At 57.5% G+C, this 19,548-nt stretch carries 18 protein-coding genes; 13 read left to right on the top strand and 5 right to left on the bottom strand.

Annotation, left to right across the window (positions count from 1 at the left end):
• Positions 1–83 precede the first annotated feature (83 nt).
• Complete coding sequence (locus tag Q1A00_RS18255; protein ID WP_298403339.1) at positions 84–302, top strand: hypothetical protein; 219 nt, start codon at positions 84–86, stop codon at positions 300–302.
• Here Q1A00_RS18255 and Q1A00_RS18250 read toward each other — a convergent pair.
• On the bottom strand, positions 289–627 hold the full coding sequence (locus Q1A00_RS18250; protein WP_298403341.1) for a hypothetical protein: 339 nt from the start codon (positions 625–627) through the stop codon (positions 289–291). The two genes, Q1A00_RS18255 and Q1A00_RS18250, sit on opposite strands and share 14 nt — an antisense overlap.
• Before the next feature lie 182 nt (positions 628–809).
• On the opposite strand from Q1A00_RS18250, the gene Q1A00_RS18245 reads away from it, so the two are divergent.
• Positions 810–1,025 (top strand): hypothetical protein, encoded by a 216-nt coding sequence (locus tag Q1A00_RS18245; RefSeq protein ID WP_298403343.1) that lies wholly within the window; start codon positions 810–812, stop codon positions 1,023–1,025.
• Positions 1,026–1,055: 30 nt separating this feature from the next.
• On the opposite strand, the gene hppD is transcribed toward Q1A00_RS18245, so the two are convergent.
• Both hppD and Q1A00_RS18235 read right to left on the bottom strand, forming a co-directional pair.
• Positions 1,056–2,153 carry a 4-hydroxyphenylpyruvate dioxygenase gene (hppD, locus tag Q1A00_RS18240; RefSeq protein WP_298403345.1) on the bottom strand — a complete coding sequence of 366 codons (1,098 nt, stop codon included), beginning with the start codon at positions 2,151–2,153 and terminating at the stop codon, positions 1,056–1,058.
• Between the two features lie 221 nt (positions 2,154–2,374).
• A complete protein-coding gene (locus tag Q1A00_RS18235; RefSeq protein WP_298403347.1) occupies positions 2,375–3,187 on the bottom strand; it encodes a TrmB family transcriptional regulator in 813 nt (270 codons plus the stop codon).
• 135 nt (positions 3,188–3,322) lie between these two features.
• On the opposite strand from Q1A00_RS18235, the gene Q1A00_RS18230 reads away from it, so the two are divergent.
• From Q1A00_RS18230 to Q1A00_RS18215, 4 genes are all read left to right on the top strand, one after another.
• A complete protein-coding gene (locus Q1A00_RS18230; RefSeq protein WP_298403349.1) occupies positions 3,323–5,104 on the top strand; it encodes a histidine kinase N-terminal 7TM domain-containing protein in 1,782 nt (593 codons plus the stop codon).
• A 93-nt stretch (positions 5,105–5,197) separates the two neighbouring features.
• On the top strand, positions 5,198–6,727 hold the full coding sequence (locus Q1A00_RS18225; protein ID WP_298403351.1) for a DUF512 domain-containing protein: 1,530 nt from the start codon (positions 5,198–5,200) through the stop codon (positions 6,725–6,727).
• 11 nt (positions 6,728–6,738) lie between these two features.
• Positions 6,739–8,466, top strand: a complete 1,728-nt coding sequence (locus Q1A00_RS18220; protein ID WP_298403353.1) for a GAF domain-containing protein — start codon at positions 6,739–6,741, stop codon at positions 8,464–8,466.
• Positions 8,444–9,037 (top strand): aminodeoxychorismate/anthranilate synthase component II, encoded by a 594-nt coding sequence (locus tag Q1A00_RS18215; protein ID WP_298403356.1) that lies wholly within the window; start codon positions 8,444–8,446, stop codon positions 9,035–9,037. The genes Q1A00_RS18220 and Q1A00_RS18215 overlap by 23 nt, the downstream gene beginning before the upstream one ends.
• 80 nt (positions 9,038–9,117) lie before the next feature.
• Here Q1A00_RS18215 and Q1A00_RS18210 read toward each other — a convergent pair whose 3' ends face one another.
• Positions 9,118–9,795 carry a DUF6483 family protein gene (locus Q1A00_RS18210; protein WP_298403359.1) on the bottom strand — a complete coding sequence of 226 codons (678 nt, stop codon included), beginning with the start codon at positions 9,793–9,795 and terminating at the stop codon, positions 9,118–9,120.
• A 244-nt stretch (positions 9,796–10,039) separates the two neighbouring features.
• On the opposite strand from Q1A00_RS18210, the gene Q1A00_RS18205 reads away from it, so the two are divergent.
• Genes Q1A00_RS18205 through Q1A00_RS18195 form a run of 3 tightly spaced genes read left to right on the top strand, consistent with a single transcriptional unit; the run spans position 10,040 to position 12,365 of the window.
• Entirely contained in the window at positions 10,040–10,798 is a 759-nt protein-coding gene (locus Q1A00_RS18205) for an SDR family oxidoreductase (protein WP_298403362.1), read from the top strand.
• Positions 10,798–11,115, top strand: a complete 318-nt coding sequence (locus Q1A00_RS18200) for an MGMT family protein (RefSeq protein WP_298403365.1) — start codon at positions 10,798–10,800, stop codon at positions 11,113–11,115. Before Q1A00_RS18205 ends, Q1A00_RS18200 begins: the two co-directional genes overlap by 1 nt.
• A 35-nt stretch (positions 11,116–11,150) precedes the next feature.
• On the top strand, positions 11,151–12,365 hold the full coding sequence (locus Q1A00_RS18195; RefSeq protein WP_298483025.1) for an MFS transporter: 1,215 nt from the start codon (positions 11,151–11,153) through the stop codon (positions 12,363–12,365).
• On the opposite strand, the gene Q1A00_RS18190 is transcribed toward Q1A00_RS18195, so the two are convergent.
• Positions 12,335–13,186 (bottom strand): alpha/beta hydrolase, encoded by an 852-nt coding sequence (locus tag Q1A00_RS18190; RefSeq protein ID WP_298403368.1) that lies wholly within the window; start codon positions 13,184–13,186, stop codon positions 12,335–12,337. The two genes, Q1A00_RS18195 and Q1A00_RS18190, sit on opposite strands and share 31 nt — an antisense overlap.
• A 195-nt stretch (positions 13,187–13,381) precedes the next feature.
• On the opposite strand from Q1A00_RS18190, the gene Q1A00_RS18185 reads away from it, so the two are divergent.
• The 4 genes from Q1A00_RS18185 to Q1A00_RS18170 all read left to right on the top strand — a co-directional run.
• Positions 13,382–15,268: a polysaccharide deacetylase family protein gene (locus tag Q1A00_RS18185; protein ID WP_299644501.1), complete on the top strand. Its 1,887-nt coding sequence runs from the start codon at positions 13,382–13,384 to the stop codon at positions 15,266–15,268.
• Positions 15,241–17,142 carry an ABC transporter permease gene (locus Q1A00_RS18180; RefSeq protein ID WP_299758319.1) on the top strand — a complete coding sequence of 634 codons (1,902 nt, stop codon included), beginning with the start codon at positions 15,241–15,243 and terminating at the stop codon, positions 17,140–17,142. Before Q1A00_RS18185 ends, Q1A00_RS18180 begins: the two co-directional genes overlap by 28 nt.
• On the top strand, positions 17,139–18,365 hold the full coding sequence (locus Q1A00_RS18175; RefSeq protein ID WP_299758316.1) for an ABC transporter ATP-binding protein: 1,227 nt from the start codon (positions 17,139–17,141) through the stop codon (positions 18,363–18,365). The genes Q1A00_RS18180 and Q1A00_RS18175 overlap by 4 nt, the downstream gene beginning before the upstream one ends.
• A partial coding sequence (locus Q1A00_RS18170; RefSeq protein WP_298403378.1) for a glycosyltransferase family 4 protein occupies positions 18,362–19,548 on the top strand: 1,187 nt, incomplete at its 3' end. The genes Q1A00_RS18175 and Q1A00_RS18170, both read left to right, overlap by 4 nt.

Genomic DNA, 19,548 nt, shown 5'->3' with positions numbered 1-19,548 from the left:
CCGAAGATGATGGCCATACGCGCCAACACCCTATCTAACCCTCGTTGCAGCTGCGCCTTGGTGTTACCACAAAGGATGAGACCGTGAAACAGCGGATCTGGCTGGTTGCGCGGGGGTTCATACCGTTGCTGGCAGTGCTAGCGGCGCTGATCGGCGTACCGGCGCTGCTGGCATGGCTGATCGGCGGCGGCCCGTTCGGCTGGCTACATCTCCTGATCGGGGTTGGGGTTGCCGCCGGTTTGATCATCATTGGCGGCTTAATACTGGGGTGGGCATTAGGTAAGCGCCTCAAAGGGGATTAGGCCCGTCAAGGTGGCGTTCAAACGCGATCAGATGCGGCACCACCGCGCGGCGCAGCTCGACGTATTGGTTGGAAAGCCATTGGCCGATCCCGCGCACATGCGGTATGGGCGCTTTCCGTAGCCAGCGCAGCGTAAAGCGCGCAAGCAAATGCAATCGACGCAGGAGGCGATCACGTCGCCCTAATAGGATGATTGCAATGAAAAAACCGGGCCAGCCGGGGATAATGGGGAAGAGTGAACCAATCAGACCCAGCACGAGGAAGAGTAATCCAAGCACTCGGCGAACAGTGGGGTTAAGGCGGAGAAACCGGATCATTGCGCGCATTCGATCTCCTAATTAAACAATCTATGCTATACGGTTGCCTCTGGTTAGAAGTCGCTATCATTATTGTACTAAAGAATGCATACCGAGTTATAACATAATAAGTTGACATCCTTCTGAATTTTTGCTGATATACTGTCATCTGAGATAGAGGAAAAATCCACCTTCTGCGGAGGTGAAGAGCGATGAGCGAGCAGTCGTGGTGGCAACGATTGGTGTCGGTGATCGAACGCGAGTACGAACGGCGCATTAGACGGGCCAGTTTGCTGGGTGAGTTCAAGCCGGCTGGCGATGACCATCACCATGGTCATGCCGCCGAGCCGGCTCATACCGAACACGTTGAGGAAGACGAGGCGGTGATCGTTAATGTGCCGCGCGGTACCCGGATCGACCGCCCGTAATCGTGGTAGCGGCATAGCGACGCTATGCCGCTACAAATTCCCCCGCTTGGCCTGTTCACGCTCGATCGCCTCGAACAAGGCCTTGAAATTCCCCTTGCCAAACCCACGACTCCCTTTGCGCTGAATGATCTCGATAAAGAGTGTAGGCCGGTCTTGCAATGGCTGACTGAAGATTTGCAGCAAATACCCCTCTTCATCCCGATCAACTAGAATCCCGCGCGCTTGCAACTCCTGCCGGCTCTCGTCGATCGTGCCGACCCGCTGCTCAAGGTCATCGTAGTAGGCATCCGGCACCTGAATGAATGGAATACCAGCAGCACGCAGGGCATCAACGGTAGCGCAAATGTCGCCGGTAGCGAGCGCGATATGCTGTACGCCGGGGCCACCGTAATACTCCAGAAACTCCTCGATCTGGCTCTTGCGCCGGCCTTCGGCTGGCTCGTTGATCGGGAACTTGATCCGGCCAGTGCCGTTCTGCATCACCTTCGACATCAAGGCGCTATACTCGGTGCTGATATCGTGATCGTCGAAGTGAACTAACTGGTTAAAGCCGAGAACATCACGGTAGTACTTGACCCAGCGGTTCATTGCCCCTAGCTCAACATTGCCGACAATATGATCAATCGCGGCAATACCGGTTTCTGGAATGGGAACGTGCTCTGTGATCGGCTGGAAGCCGGGCATAAACACTCCACGGTACTCTTCCCGCTCAATGAAGGAATGCACCGTATCGCCATAGGTAGCAATGGTTGCCTTCACCACCCGGCCATATTCGTCAACGCATTCGGTGGGTGGCTGCACTGGAATACCGCCGCGGGCGATCGCAGTTTCGTAGGCGGCGGCGGCATCGCGCACCCGTAGGGCAATGTCTTTGACACCGTCACCGTGATGAGCAATGTGGCGAGCGATGGGATGATCGGGAAGCAGCGGTGCAGTCAACACAAAACGCACATTGCGCCGTGCGAGCACATAGCTGGCCCGATCGCGCACTCCTGTCTCAAGTCCGGCATACGCGACTGGATGCAAGCCGAGCGTGGTGCGGTAGAAGTGAGCTGCCTGCCGGGCATTACTGACATAAAACTCCACATAATCGATACCGAGCAGATCAAGCGGATCGGCTGAGCGCATCTCATTCCTCCTGTGGTTATTTTTCTCACTGTTGGCACAACGCTGTGCCAACTCAGCGCCCTACACTATCTTGCTAACCGCGAACTTCATAAGCATCATACGTTAGCTAGTTGGTTGATCCCATCCCGGTCTCGTTCCTGCGGTCACGGGAGATTGTCGCGCCGCTTACGACACTCACAATGACGGCTAGGATGGGCGATGCAGCCACTCGTGCTTCCACATTAACGTGATGCAAAAGGTTCGGCATCTTCCCATAGCTTCTCGAACGCTCCTTGCAAAAACGCGCCAAAGTTGGGATGGGTCACGCACAAGGCCGTAAAGCTCAACGCGCCAGTGACTGGATCTTGCAGTGACAGCAAAGCCACCCGGCGGTCGTAGAGGTTGACCTTGAGCGGCAAGTTTTCAACCACCCGCGCCTGTTGGCCCCACGTCACGAATTGTTGCACCCACCCGTTCAGTTCAGGATCGGCCAGCGCCGCCCGTTCATAGATCGCACGATAACGCACACCACGCCGGAGCGGTTCGGCAACTTCGGCAAAATTGGCAGCTTGGTCACCGAGCAACGGCAGCTTAAAACAGACACAGACCTCGCGCTCGGCGCTGCGGGCAAGAATGAGAGCGCGCTCAACCACGAGCCGCCGGTCGAGGAGAACATCAACGTAGTCGAGCGGATCGATCTGATCACGGCCGGCGACAAAGATCGGAGCAAGGGTAGCGAGCAAACTCTCCATCCCCTCGGTGAGCGCAGCCTGTTCGTGTTCGAACTGACGTCGGCGAGCGTCGATCAGCGCCGGCAAGGCGATCGCCGGATCAACGGCGAAATAGCAGCGCTGACCGTCGCTATGACGCTCGACTGCCAAACCGCGCGCGCAGAGTGACGCTAACACGTCGTAGATGCGCTGACGCGGCACACCAGCCCGTGTCGCCACCTGTGCCGGCGTAAAGCCGCGATGCTCGAGCAGAGCAAGGTATGTCGCCGCTTCGTAGCGATTTAGCCCCAATGCCATCAGTTGCTCGTGGGTTCCATTCATCATTGATCTATGTCTACTATACCACCACTTATTAGTGGTAACATTATACTCCGTTACAGGATGGTCAGCAAGTCGTGCTATGCTAATGTAGCTGCTCGTTGCGTTCTTATCCAGCGAACGGTAGATCTCGTACCGCCTATGTGGTATTTCACACCGTATGTCTTGCTTCCACTCGCGGCAGTGCTACTAGCACTGTGGGCCATCTTACAGGCTTGGCCGTACCGGCGGTTGCCGGTGGCGCAGGCCTTTCTCGGTATGATGTTCGCCACGATCTGGTGGTCGTTGTGCAATGTGCTCGAATTGACCAACGCCACTGTTGATGGCAAGACCTTCCTGACCAGCATGCAATATGTGAGTGTGGCTGGCGTGCCGGTCTTGTGGTTGCTGTTCGCCCTGCTCTACACCAATCGCGATCATTGGGTCAGCCGGCGGTTGGTGCTTGGCCTAGCTGGATGGCAGGGTGTAATACTGCTGGGAGCATGGACAAATCACTGGCACCGATTGATGTGGCCCTCTGCTGAGTTGGTATACACCGCCAATGGGTTGTGGGTGTTAACCGGCCCCAATGGGCTATTGTGGTACATTGGCGTCGCGAGTGCCTACAGCATGGTACTCATCGGCACCATCTTGATGATCGATCAAGCGCGCCGCAGCCGCGCGCTCTATCGGGCGCAGGCGCTCAGTCTGTTGACCGGCGCACTGTTTCCATGGATAGCCAGTATCCTCTACGTTACCGGATATAGCCCTATTCCCTACATTGATACCACGCCGGTTGCATTTGCTCTGAGCGGAATCGCCTTCACGGTGGCAATGCAGCGCTTCCGCACGCTCGATCTACTGCCGACAGCACGCGAGATACTCGTTGATCAGATGCCTGACGCAATGATCGTGGTTGACATGCATGACCGGATAATTGATCTCAATCCGGCTGCCCAAAAAGTGTTGGGAGTATCGCCAAACCGTATCGGAAGTCCGCTGGCAGATGCAGCGCCGCTATGGTTCCGTGATCAAGTGCGCGATTGCTACGAGGGCCAGTTCGAAGTCGTCCAACCCCACCCTGACGGTGATCCAACCTATGATTTACGTTGCACAACCCTGCGTGACCGACGGGGCAGGCCAAGCGGGCGAATCTTCGTGTTACGCGATATTACTCTCTTGAAACAAGCAACACTGGCGTTGCAACAGGCAAAAGAGGCTGCTGAGGCGGCTAATCAGGCCAAGAGCATATTTCTCGCTACCATGAGTCACGAGCTACGCACACCATTGACCGCTATTTTGGGCTACAGCGAGTTTGTGTGCGAAGATTTGCGCAGTCGTGGTCAGCACGATCTCGTTAAAGATCTCGATCGAGTCATTGCTGCCGGACGCCATCTATTGGCGCTGATCAATGACATTCTGGAATTGGCTCGTCTTGAAGCACACTCAGCGCCGATCAATCTCGAATTGTTTCAAGTATCAGACTTGATCGAAGAAGTAGTACGTACAACCCAGAACTTAGCCGAGAAGAATCGGAATGTTCTAACAGTACACATCGAACCAAATTTACCACCGGTTATGGTCGATCCGACCCGCCTACGGCAAATTTTGTTTAATCTGATCGGGAATGCCTGTAAGTTTACCGAGGGTGGGCATGTGCAAGTGCATTGTTATCAGAAAGGACACGATACACTTCAGATTGATATTAGCGACACAGGCATTGGCATTGCCCCTGAGCATTTAGCGAATCTCTTTCAGCCATTTGTGCAAGTTGACAGCAGCACAACTCGTCGTTACGGCGGCGCCGGTTTAGGCCTCGCCATTAGCCAGCGCCTGTGTCGAGCGATGGGTGGCGAGATTATGGTCACGAGCGAACCGCAGCGCGGCTCAACCTTTAGTGTGCTGCTCCCGCTTCAAGCGCAACTCCAACCCACATCATCGTAGTTTCAGCAGGGTTGTGGTACAATAAACAGTCGTAGACTTATTAAAAAAGGCGCTTCTCAGTGCATCTTTTTGTTTACTCGGGTAGGAGCTGTTGTGGAATACCAGCCCGATGTCAGGCGCATTACCGGCGAAGGCGGCGTCATCGCCAGTGTGGCAGCAGAGAGTTTGGCCGCGCAGATCGGTCTGCGTCCCGGCGATACCATCGTTGCGATCGATGGGCAACGGCTGCGTGATGTAATCGATTACCGATTTGCGATTGCTGAAGCCCGTGTCACGCTGCTGGTGCGTGCCGCCGATGGCTGCGAGCGTGAGATTGTGCTCGAAAAAGATCCTGATGATGATCTGGGGATCGAATTTACTGAGCCGCTCTTTGACCGTCTCCGCACGTGCAATAATAAATGCCCGTTTTGTTTCCTCACCCAGATGCCGAAGGGCTTTCGCAAGACTCTCTACCTGAAGGATGACGATTACCGGCTGTCGTTTCTGTACGCCAATTTCGTCACCTTTACCAATCTGACCGAAGCTGACTGGGAGCGGATCGAGCGTCAACGGCTGTCGCCGTTGCATATCAGCGTGCATGCCACCGATCCCTTCTGGCGGGCAATTATGCTGGGCAAGCGCGACGTGCCTGATGTGCGCGAGCAGATTAAGCGGTTGGGACGGGCGGGGATCCGTGTCCATACTCAGATCGTTGCTTGCCCACAGGTAAACGATGGCGAGGTACTACGCCAGAGTATCGAGGATCTGATTGCGCTTCACCCAACCGTTGAGTCAATCGCGGTTGTACCGGTTGGCCTGACCAAATTTCGTTTCGAGGGAAAAGCACCCAAGACCATTCGAGCGGCGATACAGGTACACGAAACGCCAGAATGGATCGATACCAATTGGGAACGGCAACCGCTGTGGGAAGACCCTTCAGCGCCGATCCCGCTGCGCAACGGCAGCCAACCGTTGCACGACCCAGAGCTAGGTTTCTGCTCGCGCCTCGGCGCGGTAACCGATGTGCCGCTACGCTGCTACACGCCGGCTGAGGCGGCAGCGGTGCTTGACCTCATCGAACCATACCAAAGCCGCTGCTACGAGCAGTTTGGCCTCCATCTGGTCTATGCTTCCGACGAGTTTTATCTGCTCGCTGGCCGGCCAGTCCCACCTGCCGAGACCTACGATGATATGCCGCAATATAGCAACGGCGTCGGGATGGTGCGCGATTTTCTCGATAATTGGGCGCGCGCGCGCCGCCGGTTGCCGGCCCAGATTTCTCGCCCCACCACGCTGGCCATCGTCTGCGGGACGCTGGTGGCGCCGATGATGGAACAGGTCGCGGCACGCTTGAACCGGGTTGACCATCTGTCGGTGCAGGTGGTACCGGTGGTCAATCAGTTCTTTGGTGAGACAGTGACGGTTAGCGGCTTGCTCACCGCGCAAGACGTGATCCCGGCGTTGCGCGCTTCCGGTTGTGAGCGGGCATTACTTCCGCGGGTAATGTTCGACTATACTGGTGAACGCACGATCGATGACTACACATTGGGGCGAATCAGTGCCGAAGCTGGGATGCCAGTGGCATTAGCCGGTGAAGCAGACGAACTGGTACGCTATGTGCGGGCATTAACCCGGCATGAGTAGGGGAGGGCGCAATGGCCGATCAGGAATCGCGTTTGCAACGGTACCTTGCGGTAATTCAACGCGCCAATCAGATCGCCGATAGTACCCAACTCGATGATCTGCTCGACCGGTTGCTCGATTTGATCATCGAGATTACCGAGGCTGAAGCCGGAACCCTCTACTTGTACGATGCCGCAACCAATGAGCTGATCTTTAAGGTGGTTAAAGGCAGCCCTGCCGGTACAGCGTTACTCGGCCACCGGCTACCGGCCAACACTGGAATTGCTGGCTATGCCTTGCAGCAGCGCCAGCCGTTCTTCGTGCATGACGTAGCTAATGATCCGCGCTGGAATCGCTCGTTGGGTGAGATGGGCGCGTTGCGCCTGCGTACAATGTTCTGCGTCCCGCTGATGCTACGCGGCGAGCCGGTTGGGGTGGTACAGGTCTTTAATTTGCCGCTTGAGGCGGTAGATGAACAGGAAGAACTGGCCTTAATCGAGTTGCTGACCTCGCGGTTGGTGACGGAAGTCGAGAAAGCGCGACTGCTGGCCGAGGCGCAGCAACGCGAACGCCGGCAACAGGCGCTGGTCGAGATTGTCTCACAATTGACTGCCACCCTCGAACGCGATGAGCTATTGCGCCGAATTATGAATTACGCCTGCGATCTGCTTGAGGTTGAGGCGGCGTCGATCTGGCTGATCGACCACGAGCATAACGATCTCGTGCTGCACATCGCTGGCGGTGAACACAGCGAACGGGTGGAGGCCCTGCGCGTACCGCGTGGGCAAGGCATTATCGGCCACGTCATCGAAACCGGTGAGACGGTGGTGGTCAATGATGTGCATCAAGATCGACGCTTCTATCAAGGTCTCGATCAACGCAGCGGCTTTCAGACTCGCGCTATCTTGTGCGTGCCGCTGCGCTCGCCGCGGATCGTACTGGGTGGCGAACGCGGCGAAGTCGAGGGGATGATTATCGGTGGCGCGCAAGCGCTTAATCCGCGCAATGGCCGGCCTTTCTCGCCCGATGATGTGGCGTTGTTCCAGATGCTAGCCTCACAAGCGGCGACCGTCATCCGTTTAGCCGAACTCTACCGCGAGACCGATAGCCTCTTTACCCGAATTATTGATGCGATTACCGGTGCCATTGATCTGAAAGATCCTTACACCCGCGGCCATAGCCAGCGGGTGAGTGATTTTTCGGTAGCGATTGCCCAAGAGTTGGGCTTGCCGCGCGATCAGATTTATCAATTGCGCGTAGCAAGCAAGTTGCACGATGTCGGCAAAATTCGGGTGCCTGACCAGATCCTCAAGAAGCCGGGCCGGCTCGAAGAGGAGGAGTTTGCTGAGATGCGCCGGCATCCGACCTACGGCATGGAGTTTCTGCGCGATAATGGCCTACTCGATCTCGAACTGCTGCGCCATTCGTGGCCGGCACTGGCTCAGCATCACGAGCGGCTTGATGGGCGAGGGTATCCGCTCGGTTTGAGCGGTGAGTCAATCTCGCTGTTTGGCCGGATTGTCGCCGTGGCCGATGTGTTCGATGCGTTGACCAGCCATCGCCCGTACCGACCACCGATGCCGGTTGAGCAGGTGTTTGCGCTATTGCGCCGAGGTGCCGGCACTGAATTTGACCCGGAATGTGTTGAGGCGTTGATCCGGGTGCGAGCCAAAGGTAAGATCCTGACCCAAGATGAGCGGGAACAGGCGGCAGCGCCACCGGTGATGGAGCAAGACCATGCGCGTACTGTTGATCGATAATTACGACTCGTTTACCTACAATTTGTACCAGTATTTGTGCGAGTTGGGCGCTGACGTCGAGGTAGTGCGCAACGACCAGATTACAGTGGCTGAAGTAGCGGCGCGCCACCCCGACCGGATCGTGATCAGTCCCGGCCCTTGCACACCGGCTGAGGCTGGGATCAGCGTTGATGTGATCCGCGAACTGGGCAGCCAGATTCCAATTTTGGGGGTTTGTCTCGGCCACCAAGCGATCGGCGCGGCTTACGGCGGTGCGGTGGTGCGTGCGCCACTCGTGATGCATGGCAAGCTCTCGCCGATCCATCACAGTGGCCAAGGCGTGTTTGCCGGCCTGCCGTCGCCCTTCCTTGCTACCCGCTACCACTCGCTGATCGTCCGCCGTGAAGATCTGCCGAATGAGCTGGAAGTGACCGCATGGACGGAAGATGGCCTGATTATGGGCCTGCGCCATCGCTCGCAGCCAGTGGAGGGGGTGCAGTTTCACCCCGAGTCGATAATGACCGAGGGCGGCAAGCAGATGTTGGCCAATTTTTTGGCCAGCGTGCCGGTAAGCGTAGAGAGTGGGGAGTAGGGAGTTGGGGGAGATTGGGACGCGGATTGGGTACGGTTTTCGCAATCCGTGTCCTATTTCCTTCAATCAAGTTTGGCAGGCTATGCCATCGGCGGGTGGGCCGGCGGTGCAATGCGATCGATCTCAGCGTACCCGGCCAACGCTTCGGCCCGCGATAGGCCGGCTGCGGCGAGTTCGGCATCGCTACGAGCCAGCAGCCGTTGGTAGAATGAGCGTGCCGTCGCCAACCAGCGCAGCGGCTCGCGGCCTAACAATTCATGCACAATGTCTTCGCTGCGCGCCAGATCACCCTGTCGCTCGCAGAGGGTGAGTAACGCCGCTAGGGTGGGTTCTGGCACAACGTAATCGCGCAGCAACGCTAGCAGGTCTGCGTAAGCCGGAGTATAGTCTGGCAGTGGCTCTGGGACGGCCAACGCGCATTCAATGACGACTTGCAAGGCCAGCAAAGCGCGAGCGGCTGCAGCATCTGCCTCCCCATCATCGCTGAGCAGGCGCGCTTCGGTGGTAAGTAACGCGGCCAGATACGCTCCTTCGCTCCACCAATCGTCACCGTGAGTATGAAATCGCAACAGCGCCAAAAGTTGGCGGTCACTCAGCGCCGCCACCTGATCGCTGCCGACACCTAGCCGGTCGCGGTACGCATTATCAATCGCTATCCGCGCCAACGGCGATTTACCATCACGATAAAGACCGAGAATGTGCCGAATAATCGCACCAAATTGGGCGATCATGCGCAAAATGTAGTCGTCACGATACATACATATACCGTACCCGATGTGCGTGGTACATGTCAAATCAGCAAACCCAGTAAACGCAAACGTAAGAGCACCGCGCTGCTGCGCCCCGTCACGACGCCGCCCGGCATTTATCGATCCGCACAGCCCATCACAGGTAACGCCGCATAGCGAAGAATGCAGCATCGTGCGGCGCCACAGCAACGTGTTCTTCGCAGCGGGTTATGGTATGATAGGTTTTGCAGAAATTGGCTAGAGGAGGACATCAATGGAGCCACCGTTCATCGGGAAGGTCGCGCTCGTCACCGGCGCGGCGGCCGGGATTGGGCGTGCTTCGGCGCTGGCGTTCGCCCGCGAAGGCGCGAAGGTTGTGGTAGCCGACGTGAATGTAGAGGGCGGCGAGGAGACGGTCACGCTGTGCCGGGCGCAGAATACTGATGCAATCTTCGTCCGCTGCGACGTATCGCAGAACAGGGAGGTCGAGCAGTTGATCGCCACGGCGATTGATATGTTTGGCCGGATCGATTTCGCCCATAACAATGCCGGCATTGAAGGCGTACAGGCTATGCTGGTCGATTACCCCGAAGAAGTGTGGGATCGGGTGATTGACATCAACCTCAAGGGCGTCTGGTTATGCATGAAACACGAGATTCGGCAGATGTTGCAGCAGGGTGGCGGCTCAATTGTGAATACATCGTCGGTTGCTGGACTATCTGGTTCGCGCGGCGTGTCGGCGTATGTCGCTAGCAAGCACGGTATCGTTGGTGTGACCAAAGCGGCGGCGCTTGAGTATGCCCGCAGCGGGATCCGTATTAACGCCGTATGCCCCGGTACGATCCACACCGCAATGATCGATCGTTTTACCCAAGGCGATCCGCAACTACTGGCCCAATTCGCCGAAGGCGAACCGATTGGCCGGCTTGGCTCGCCGGAAGAGGTGGCCAATGCAGTGGTTTGGCTCTGTTCAGATAAGGCCTCGTTTGTGACCGGTGCGACCTTAGCCGTCGATGGTGGCCGATTGGCGTGATGGAAGTTGATTCGCCCTACGCCATGATCTATGCGGTGGTGAGCCGTATCCCGCCGGGGCGAGTTTGTACCTATGGCCGGGTTGCCGCACTTGCCGGCTTGCCCGGCCATGCACGTATGGTGGGCTATGCGTTACATGGGCTGTTGCCTCACAGCACGATACCATGGTGGCGAGTGATCAACCGGGCCGGTCGGATCAGTAATGTCTACGCTGCCGATGAGCAGCGTGCTCGCCTGCAAGCCGAAGGCGTGGAAGTCAGCGATGAGTATCTGATTGATCTCAACCGCTTTTTGTGGGTAGGGGAGGAAGCGGATTGAGCAGCTGTGGCCGATTTGACCCAGCCCAACGCGCAATGGCCGTTATTTCATCCACAACTCGAACATCTTGGCTCATCCCCCTCTATGCCGCCGGAATAGTGGTCTTTTCCGACATGTACCTCACCCAGCCGATCTTGCCTCAACTGTCAGCAGAGTACGGTGTAGCGCCAGCTACCGCCGGTCTTAGCGTATCGGTGGTCGTGTTGATGATTGCGCTGGGGTCGCTGGCGGTAGGCCCGCTCAGTGACCGGTGGGGACGCTGGCCGGTAATGGTAGGCAGCGCTTTGTTGCTCGCTCTTCCAACCCTACTCTGTGCGCTATCGCCCTCGTTCGAGGTTCTGTTACTGTGGCGAGCGCTACAGGGGCTATGTATTCCCGGTTTGACCGCAGTAGCCGTCGCGTACCTCGGCGATAGTCTGCCCGCCGATCAACTAGGCCGGGCCGTTGGCGGCTGGATCGCAGCTAACGTCGCTGGCGGATTAAGCGGGCGGGTGGTGGGTGGCTTGATCAGCGACGGGTTTGGCTGGCGGGCCAGCTTTATGGTGTTTGCCGGCCTTACGGTGGTGAGCGGCCTTGGGTTACTCGCGACGCTGCCGCGTGATCGAGTTATTGCGGCGAGTAGCGGCTGGCGACAAGCTTATCGGGCAATGTTCGCCCATGTAGTCGATCGGCATCTTCGCTCGGCCTACATGATCGGCGGATCACTCTTTTTTGGGTTCCTCGGCATCTTCACCTACTTGCCCTACTATCTCAGCGCGCCACCGTTTAGCTTGCCGCCAGCGATCATTGCCTTAGCCTACGTGAGCTACTTAGCCGGTGTGATTGTCTCGCCGTGGGCCGGAGCGCTCTCGGCCCGCTATCCCCGCCTGCGGTTGATAATGATCGGGTTGTTTATTGCGCTGGCCGGGATTGGTCTGACGCTCATCCCCAACTTGCCACTAATTGCGCTCGGACTATGGACGCTATGCACCGGAATGTTTATCGCACAGAGCATTACTCCCGCGCTCGTCAACCAATTGGCGCAACAGGCCAAAGGTGCGGCCAGCGCACTCTATCTCGTGGCCTACTACCTCGGTGGTACGCTCGGAGGTGTCATCCCCGGTCTTGGCTGGCAGGTGGCTGGCTGGCCGGGGGTGATCGTCATCTGCCTCAGCGCATTGGCGCTCGCACTGGCGGCGACCAAACGGTTGGCGGCACAAACCTACCGGCAACTAGGTGGCTACGATGACAAAAATTCCAATACCAGTTGATGGAAGCGGTCAGCAGCCTCGATCATCGGGAAGTGGCCACAATTGGGAATAATCTCGAGCCGTGCATGGGGCAAGGCCCGTCGCGCTTCATAGGCACAGTGTACCGGGAAGAGTCGATCCTCTTGGCCCCAAATAATCAAGGTAGGCTGAGTAATCTCGGCTAAACGCGGCCATAACCCACTGCCACGCAAATCATTCGCATCAAAGAAACGACTGAGCGAAACCATCGTGCGCCGGATCGCCGGATCGCTCAACGTCTTCTGACCGCGCATCACCAATTCAGGAGTGATATAGCGATCAGGATTGGCAAAGGCAGCGCGTAATTGCATCTTCACGACGAAGGGCAATGCCGAAAGCGCAGTGATTGCCTCGCCGAGGAAAGGCAATGAACCGCCTTTGCGCATAAAAAGTGGCAACTGCATAAACCCTTCGCTATCGGCAATGACCAGTCGCTCAACCCGCTGTGGATGGAGAATGGTCGTTGCCAGCGCATGCTTACCACCCATCGAATGACCTACCACTGCTGCTCGTTCTACGCCGAATGCCGTCAAGACACCGGCATTTAGATCGGCGTAGCGACGCAAGGTATAGGCTGAGCCGCCCGGTTTATCTGACGCGCCAAAGCCAAGCGCGTCGGGCGCAATGGCGTGATAACCGGCTGCGGCGAGAACCTGAATGGTCGGGATCCAGTCGTCGGCGCTAACGACAAAGCCGTGCAACAAGAGCACTGCCGGCCCTTGCCCGGCGGACAAGACACGCAGGCGAAAGCCATCAACGGTAATCTGCCGTTCGCTGATCGTAGCCACGGACGTTGCTTGCATACAGTACCTACTCCGTATCGAATCAACTATTTAGAAGTTCTAAATAGTGAAGTTATTGCTCCTACCCTCTTGCTACTGTAGCAGATCGGTTGCAGCGTGTCAGGCTACAACCCGGCAACGAACGGTTAAGGGTATCTATGGTACAATGCAGCCGCGACATCGGGTCGCGCTAGACGTAACGTATTGCTAAGATCGATGATCTCACGCCAGTTCGCGTTGGGCGCCATTCTGGTCTCGTTGATCGTTGGCGCTGCCGGAATCTTCTTCTTTATCAGTCAGCGCCTTGATCGCTGCGCTGCACCTCCCTTTGTCGACCCCAATCTCTTGCCGAATGCCAATTTTGCCCGTACTGGTGAGATAACCGGTCTGCCTGACGGATGGGGCCGCGGCGCCGGCGGCGTCGAATTACGCGGCCCGGCGATTGACGGGCAAGGATTTGACCTCGATGGCGACGGGCGCGGCCTCCAACTGATGGGAATTGCGAACTATGTACAGACACCACTGGTTAGCGTCCAAGCCGACGCGAGCTATTGCTTTACGGTAGCTGCGCTGACCGACTCCCTTCTACGTTCACCAACCCGCGCCCGCCTCGTCTTTGAATGGTACGACGAACGCGGCGAGGTGCGCGAACGCACGGTAACGCCTTGGCAACCGGTGGCATTATGGACTCCAGAACGACCACCGCAAGGTTGGGCAGTCATTGGCGGGCATGCGCGCGCTCCGGCAACAGCCCGTGCGCTACGGGTACGGATCGAGCCGTCGTCTGATGACCGTATCTACCTCGACATGCCACGCTTACAGCGAGGCGGACACACACTCCCAATGGCACAGCCATCAGCGCCGGCGCTGCCGTTGACCATTGCACCGTGGCCAGAAGGGTATCGGGCGGCCGTAGCCTTCACCTTCGACTGGGAAACGGCGATGGGCGGATTAGTGCATTCGCGCTCGGTTGATGACCCACGCGCCGATGAAGACCCGATTCTGCGCGGCATGCGTATGCGCACTGGCGTTGAAACGAGTATGGCGATCTTTGCCCGTTATAACGTGCGCGCAACCTACTATGCGACCGGCTATAACTTTCTGATGGGGAATCGCGAGCAGCGCCGCTTCATGGGAGACCCGATCTTTTCGTGGGCTTCGGCAGCCAACGGCTGGCGCAGCGATCGCTGGGTGAACCGCCCGTGGTTTAGCGATGATCCGTATGGCACAGTGGATACTGACCCGGCGTGGTACTTTGGTGACCAGATTGCGCCATTACTCGCCGCCGGCCATGAGATTCAGAGCCATACCTTCAGCCATCTCTATGGCGGTTATGCTGATAGCGCGACGTGGCAGGCCGATCTTGAAACGTGGAATACGGTAGCCGCCGAACGCGGCGTCGGCAATGCCCGTTCGCTGGCTTTTCCGTGGAGCAGTAGCGCCGGGATGAGCGATGCCAACTGGGATGTGATCGAACAGGCTGGCATTCGCTCAGTCACGCGCCTGAGCGATTACGGCCCCTACAGCCTCTTTCCAACCGATGAACGCGGTCTGATTCGCGATCCGCATTGTCGTTGGCTACCCGGACGAGAGGGTCGGATCATCGCCTGCCCTGATTTCTACCTGACCCCAGCGCGGGCTGAGTTGGCAATGGCGCAGATCGATCGAGCTGTCGCCGCCGGCGGGATGATTGACATCTGGGCACATACCGAAGAGGTGACGAGCGTTGCCCAACAAGCAGCGTGGGAAGATGTGGTATCCTACACCGTCAGGCGCGGCGATGTCTGGGTGGCGCCGTTGAGCGAGATTGCCAGTTGGCAGATTGCGCTCAAAACGATCGATATCACTCAACTGGCTGAGCCAGTTGGGGCGTTTGAGCGGGGGAGCGGCAGTGCAGCGCAACGGTATCGGCTGCACAATCGATCGGCCTACCCGCTGGTCGGCCTGATGATCGATCTGCCGTCAAACACTGCTGATGTCGCGGTTAACAATAATATTGTGCCGCGTGAACAATGGCAAGCTGGCAACAGGCTCAGGCTCGATCTTGCCACCGGCCAAACTATAGAGGTGACACTGTGGCCAACACGATCAAGCAGCCGCTAAAACAGGCGACAGGTTGGCGCGCAATTGGCGCAGCACTCACTGCGCGCCGTGGCGCCCTGCAACTGTACCAGTGGTTGTGGCTGATCCTTTGTGTAGTCGGGGCATTGAGCGTTGCCCTGCCTCCGATCCTCACTCGCCCCATCATCTACGCTGCCAGCGCCGAGGTGCGCTTCGACACGGCGCGCTATGGGCCAATTTACCAGCCGGTGGCGCCCAATCTGACTGGCATGGATATTGCCATTACCGATGCTACTGAAGCGTTACGCCTCGGCGCACTGGCCCGGGCCGATGTGCGATTCGGCCTGCCCGATTTTCGAGTTGAATACCTGCTGGCAGAGCCGGGTAACGTCGTCGTGCGCGGGATTGCCGGCAATGCGGTGGAAGCCAAAGCGCTGGCCGATGCCGGCGCTGCTGAGCTGGTGCGCCAGATTCGGGCTGCAGGCGGGCGCGAAATCTTACGCAATATGTTGGGCTGGCAGTTATGGCAAGCACTGAACGGTCAGATCCCACCCTCTGATGACCGTTTTGCGTGGTTGCTGCGCGATATTCTGCGGCTCGAGGCACTACCGCTCTCACGGCCAATTGAGCCATTTAGTACGCCACGCACCCTAACCGATCTGTCCGGTGAAGAGCAGAGTGACGTAGCACGTGCGCTTGAATCGCGATACGATCTCTGGCGATTTGCCATTAATACCCGGAACGCCACCCTTGATGCCCTTTGCGGCAGCACCGGCATCACCGACACCGCTACCCGTGAGGCGACTTTGCGCACGTGCGCTGCAACCAACCCGGCCGCAGCGCACGAATTAGCTGCGCGCGACCGCACGATCGCGCAACTACGCGCGATCGATGCGGCGATCAATTACATGATCCGAGAAGCTGGCACGCGCTTCAATGCCGATCAGGTCAGTGCGGCATACCGTCTACCAGCAGCACTGCCGGCAGCACCCGAACCGCGCTACGAGCTGCCACTCATTGCGCTAGCCGCATTGTTTGGCGCAGCGTTCGGCTTAGGCGGCATCGCGCTTGACCGTAGCGCCGGCGTATTGCCGAAACTGCAAGAGCTTTGGCAGTACCGCGAACTCATCCGTAATCTAGTGCTACGCGATTTGCGCGCTCGCTATAAAGGCAGCACGCTTGGCTACCTCTGGACGCAACTTGCACCGTTGGGTATGATGCTAGTCTATGTGGTCGTCTTCAGCTTTCTCCTACCCAACGGTATTGCAATGTTTCCGGTGTTTATCATCGTTGGCCTGCTACCGTGGAACTATACCGCTGAAGCGGTACTTAGTGGCACCCGCAGTATTATCGACAACGCCGCACTGGTCAAGAAGGTCTACTTCCCGCGGGAAGTGTTACCGCTGGTGGCTGTCGGTTCGAGTCTGCTCAATTTCATTCTCTCGCTGCCGATGATGGCGCTAGTGATCGTCGTGGTGCAACTCACAACCCTCGGTCGGCTTAACCTAAGCTGGAGCATCGTCTACTTACCGGTGATCATGGCCTTGCAGACAATCTTTCTGGTTGGCTTGGCTCTCCTACTTGGTGCTGGCGCGGTCTTCTTCCGTGATGTGGTGCATCTGATCGGGATTGTGATCAACATCTGGTTTTTTCTCACTCCGATTATCTACCCGCTAAGCACGATTAGTGAAGGAGTTACAGCGCGGGTGATTCGCTGGCTCAACCCGCTGGCCTCGATCATCGAGTTTTACCGCGACATTATTTACGGCAACGTAGTGCCGGTAGGCTTGATCCCGACGCCGGGCGTACCGTCACTCAGCGCGATGTTGCGCGTCGGGGTCACGGCGCTGATCGTGTTAGCCATCGGCTATTGGGTCTTCCAACGCACCAGCCGCCATTTTGGTGAAGAGCTATGAGTGTCGTGATTGAGTTTGATAAGGTATCGCGGCAGTTTGTGCGCCGCCAGAATGCCTCGACTATCCAAGAGCGGTTCATGGGTTTAATCCGCGGCCTACCGCCGGCTGAGGCATTCTGGGCAATACGCGATGTCAGCTTCGCGGTTGAAAAAGGTCAGAGCATTGGCCTAGTCGGGCACAACGGCGCCGGCAAGAGCACCATCCTCAAACTAATGACGCGCGTGCTTGAACCAACGAGCGGACGAGTAAGCACGCACGGTCGGATCGCCGCCCTGCTCGAACTTGGCAGCGGCTTTCACCCCGACCTCAGCGGGCGCGAGAACGTCTTTCTTTACGGCTCGTTGATGGGCTTTAGCCGCAAAGAGATGCAGCGCAAACTGCCTGAGATCATCGAGTTTTCTGAAATTGGCCCTTTTCTCGACACCGAAGTCAAACACTACTCATCGGGTATGTATACCCGCCTAGCATTTGCGGTAGCGACGGCAGTTGATCCAGATATCCTGATCACGGATGAGGTATTGGCTGTCGGCGACGAAGCCTTTCAGCGCAAGTGTATTGATCGCATCTACGGCTTTCGCCGTGCTGGTAAGACAATCGTCTTCGTGTCACATGCGCTTGATGTGGTACGATCGCTCTGTGATACCGCTGTGTGGCTCGATCACGGCAAAATGAAAGCGTATGGTCCAGCTCACGACGTGGTGGACGCTTATCTCGCCGCGGTGAACGAGCGTGAGCGCATCGAATTTGAACAGGCCGAGAAGGACGAAGATCACGAATGGCGCGAGCGGATGCGGCGCGGCACGCGCGAAGTTGAGATCGTGCGCGTCCAGTTACTCGATCGTCACGGCAACGAGCGTATCACCTTTCGCACCCACGAGTCATTGACAATCCGCATTCATTATGTAGCCCACGAACCGATCGAGCGACCGGTGTTCGGCGTAGGCATCAATCACGAGAGCGGGCCATGGTTGACCGGGCCAAACACCGGTTTTGACAAATACCACATTCCCGTCATCGAAGGCACCGGGATAGTTGATTATCATATTCCACGCTTGCCATTGCTAGCGGGACGCTATCTGGTCAGCGCCTCAGCAACCGACTATACGCAATTACATGAGTTTGACGTCCACGACCGCATGTATCCGCTGGTTGTGCATAGTGACGGGATCAGCCAACGCTACGGGATGCTCTTCATTGAAGGAACTTGGAGCTGGCGCGCATGAGATCGTTGCTTGTGATCAGTCACGATGTCATTGGCCAGCGCATGGCCGGGCCGGGCATCAGAATGTGGGAAATGGCCCGCGCGTTGGCAAGCGTGATGCCGGTAACGCTCATCGCACCGCGACTGATCGATCTCGAACCGCCACCGGGGGTATCGTGTGGCCATTATACGTGGGGTGAGGCAGCCACACTTGCACCTTATCTAGCAACGGCAACCACCGTATTGGCGAATGGATGTGTTGCCGCTGCCCATCCTGAATTGCTTACCTATCGCGGTCGCCTGATCATCGATCTGTACGATCCAGTCGCATTCGAGAACCTAGAACTCTTTCGCCAGCAACCGTTAGCTGAACGACAGCAGATAGCCGACCGCGACGTAGCGCTGCTGCGCGATGTCTTAAGGCGCGGCAATCACTTCCTCTGCGCAACCGAGCGTCAACGCGATTTGTACATTGGCGGTCTGTTAGCAGTAGGGCGGATCTCACCATCGTTCGTTGACACCGATCCGCTCTTACGGAATCTGATTGATGTAGTACCATTTGGGGTCAGCGACACACCACCGCAGGCTAGTGGTCAGCCTAGGCTACGCGGTGTCCTCGATGATCTCGATGCCGACCACGAGATTATCTTGTGGAGTGGCGGATTATGGGATTGGATGGATCCGCAGACGCTAGTACAAGCACTACCACAGGTGATCACCGCTGTACCGAACGCACGATTGGTTTTTCTGGCTGGTCGCCATCCCGGCCTCGCACAAGAGATGGCGACACCCGCCCAAACCCGTCAACTCGCTGCTGAGTTGGGCTTGCTCGGCAACGGCATTCACTTTTACGAAGAATGGATACCGTATGAACGCCGGGCCGATATCTTGCTCGAAGCTACGGTTATGGTATCATTGCACCGCGAGCACCTCGAGACGCGCTACGCTGCGGTGCGATCACGGGTGCTCGATCACTTATGGGTAGGCAAACCGACCGTACTCAGCACGGGGGATGCGGCAGCCGAACTGATCGAGACTCATAACGCTGGCGAAGCCGTCCCAATCGGTGATGTTGACGCAGTTGCGGCTGCACTGATTCGCCTACTCACCGATCCACAACGCCGAGCGGTGCAAAGCGCAAACGCGGCAGCACTTGGCCAGCGGCTGCGTTGGTCGCAGGTGGTAAGACCGATCATAAGGATGCT

It is taken from the genome of uncultured Chloroflexus sp. (assembly GCF_938091255.1).
Lineage (GTDB): Bacteria > Chloroflexota > Chloroflexia > Chloroflexales > Chloroflexaceae > Chloroflexus.
Note: the sequence above shows the minus strand (reverse complement) of the source record. Positions and strands in the feature narration are given on the sequence as shown.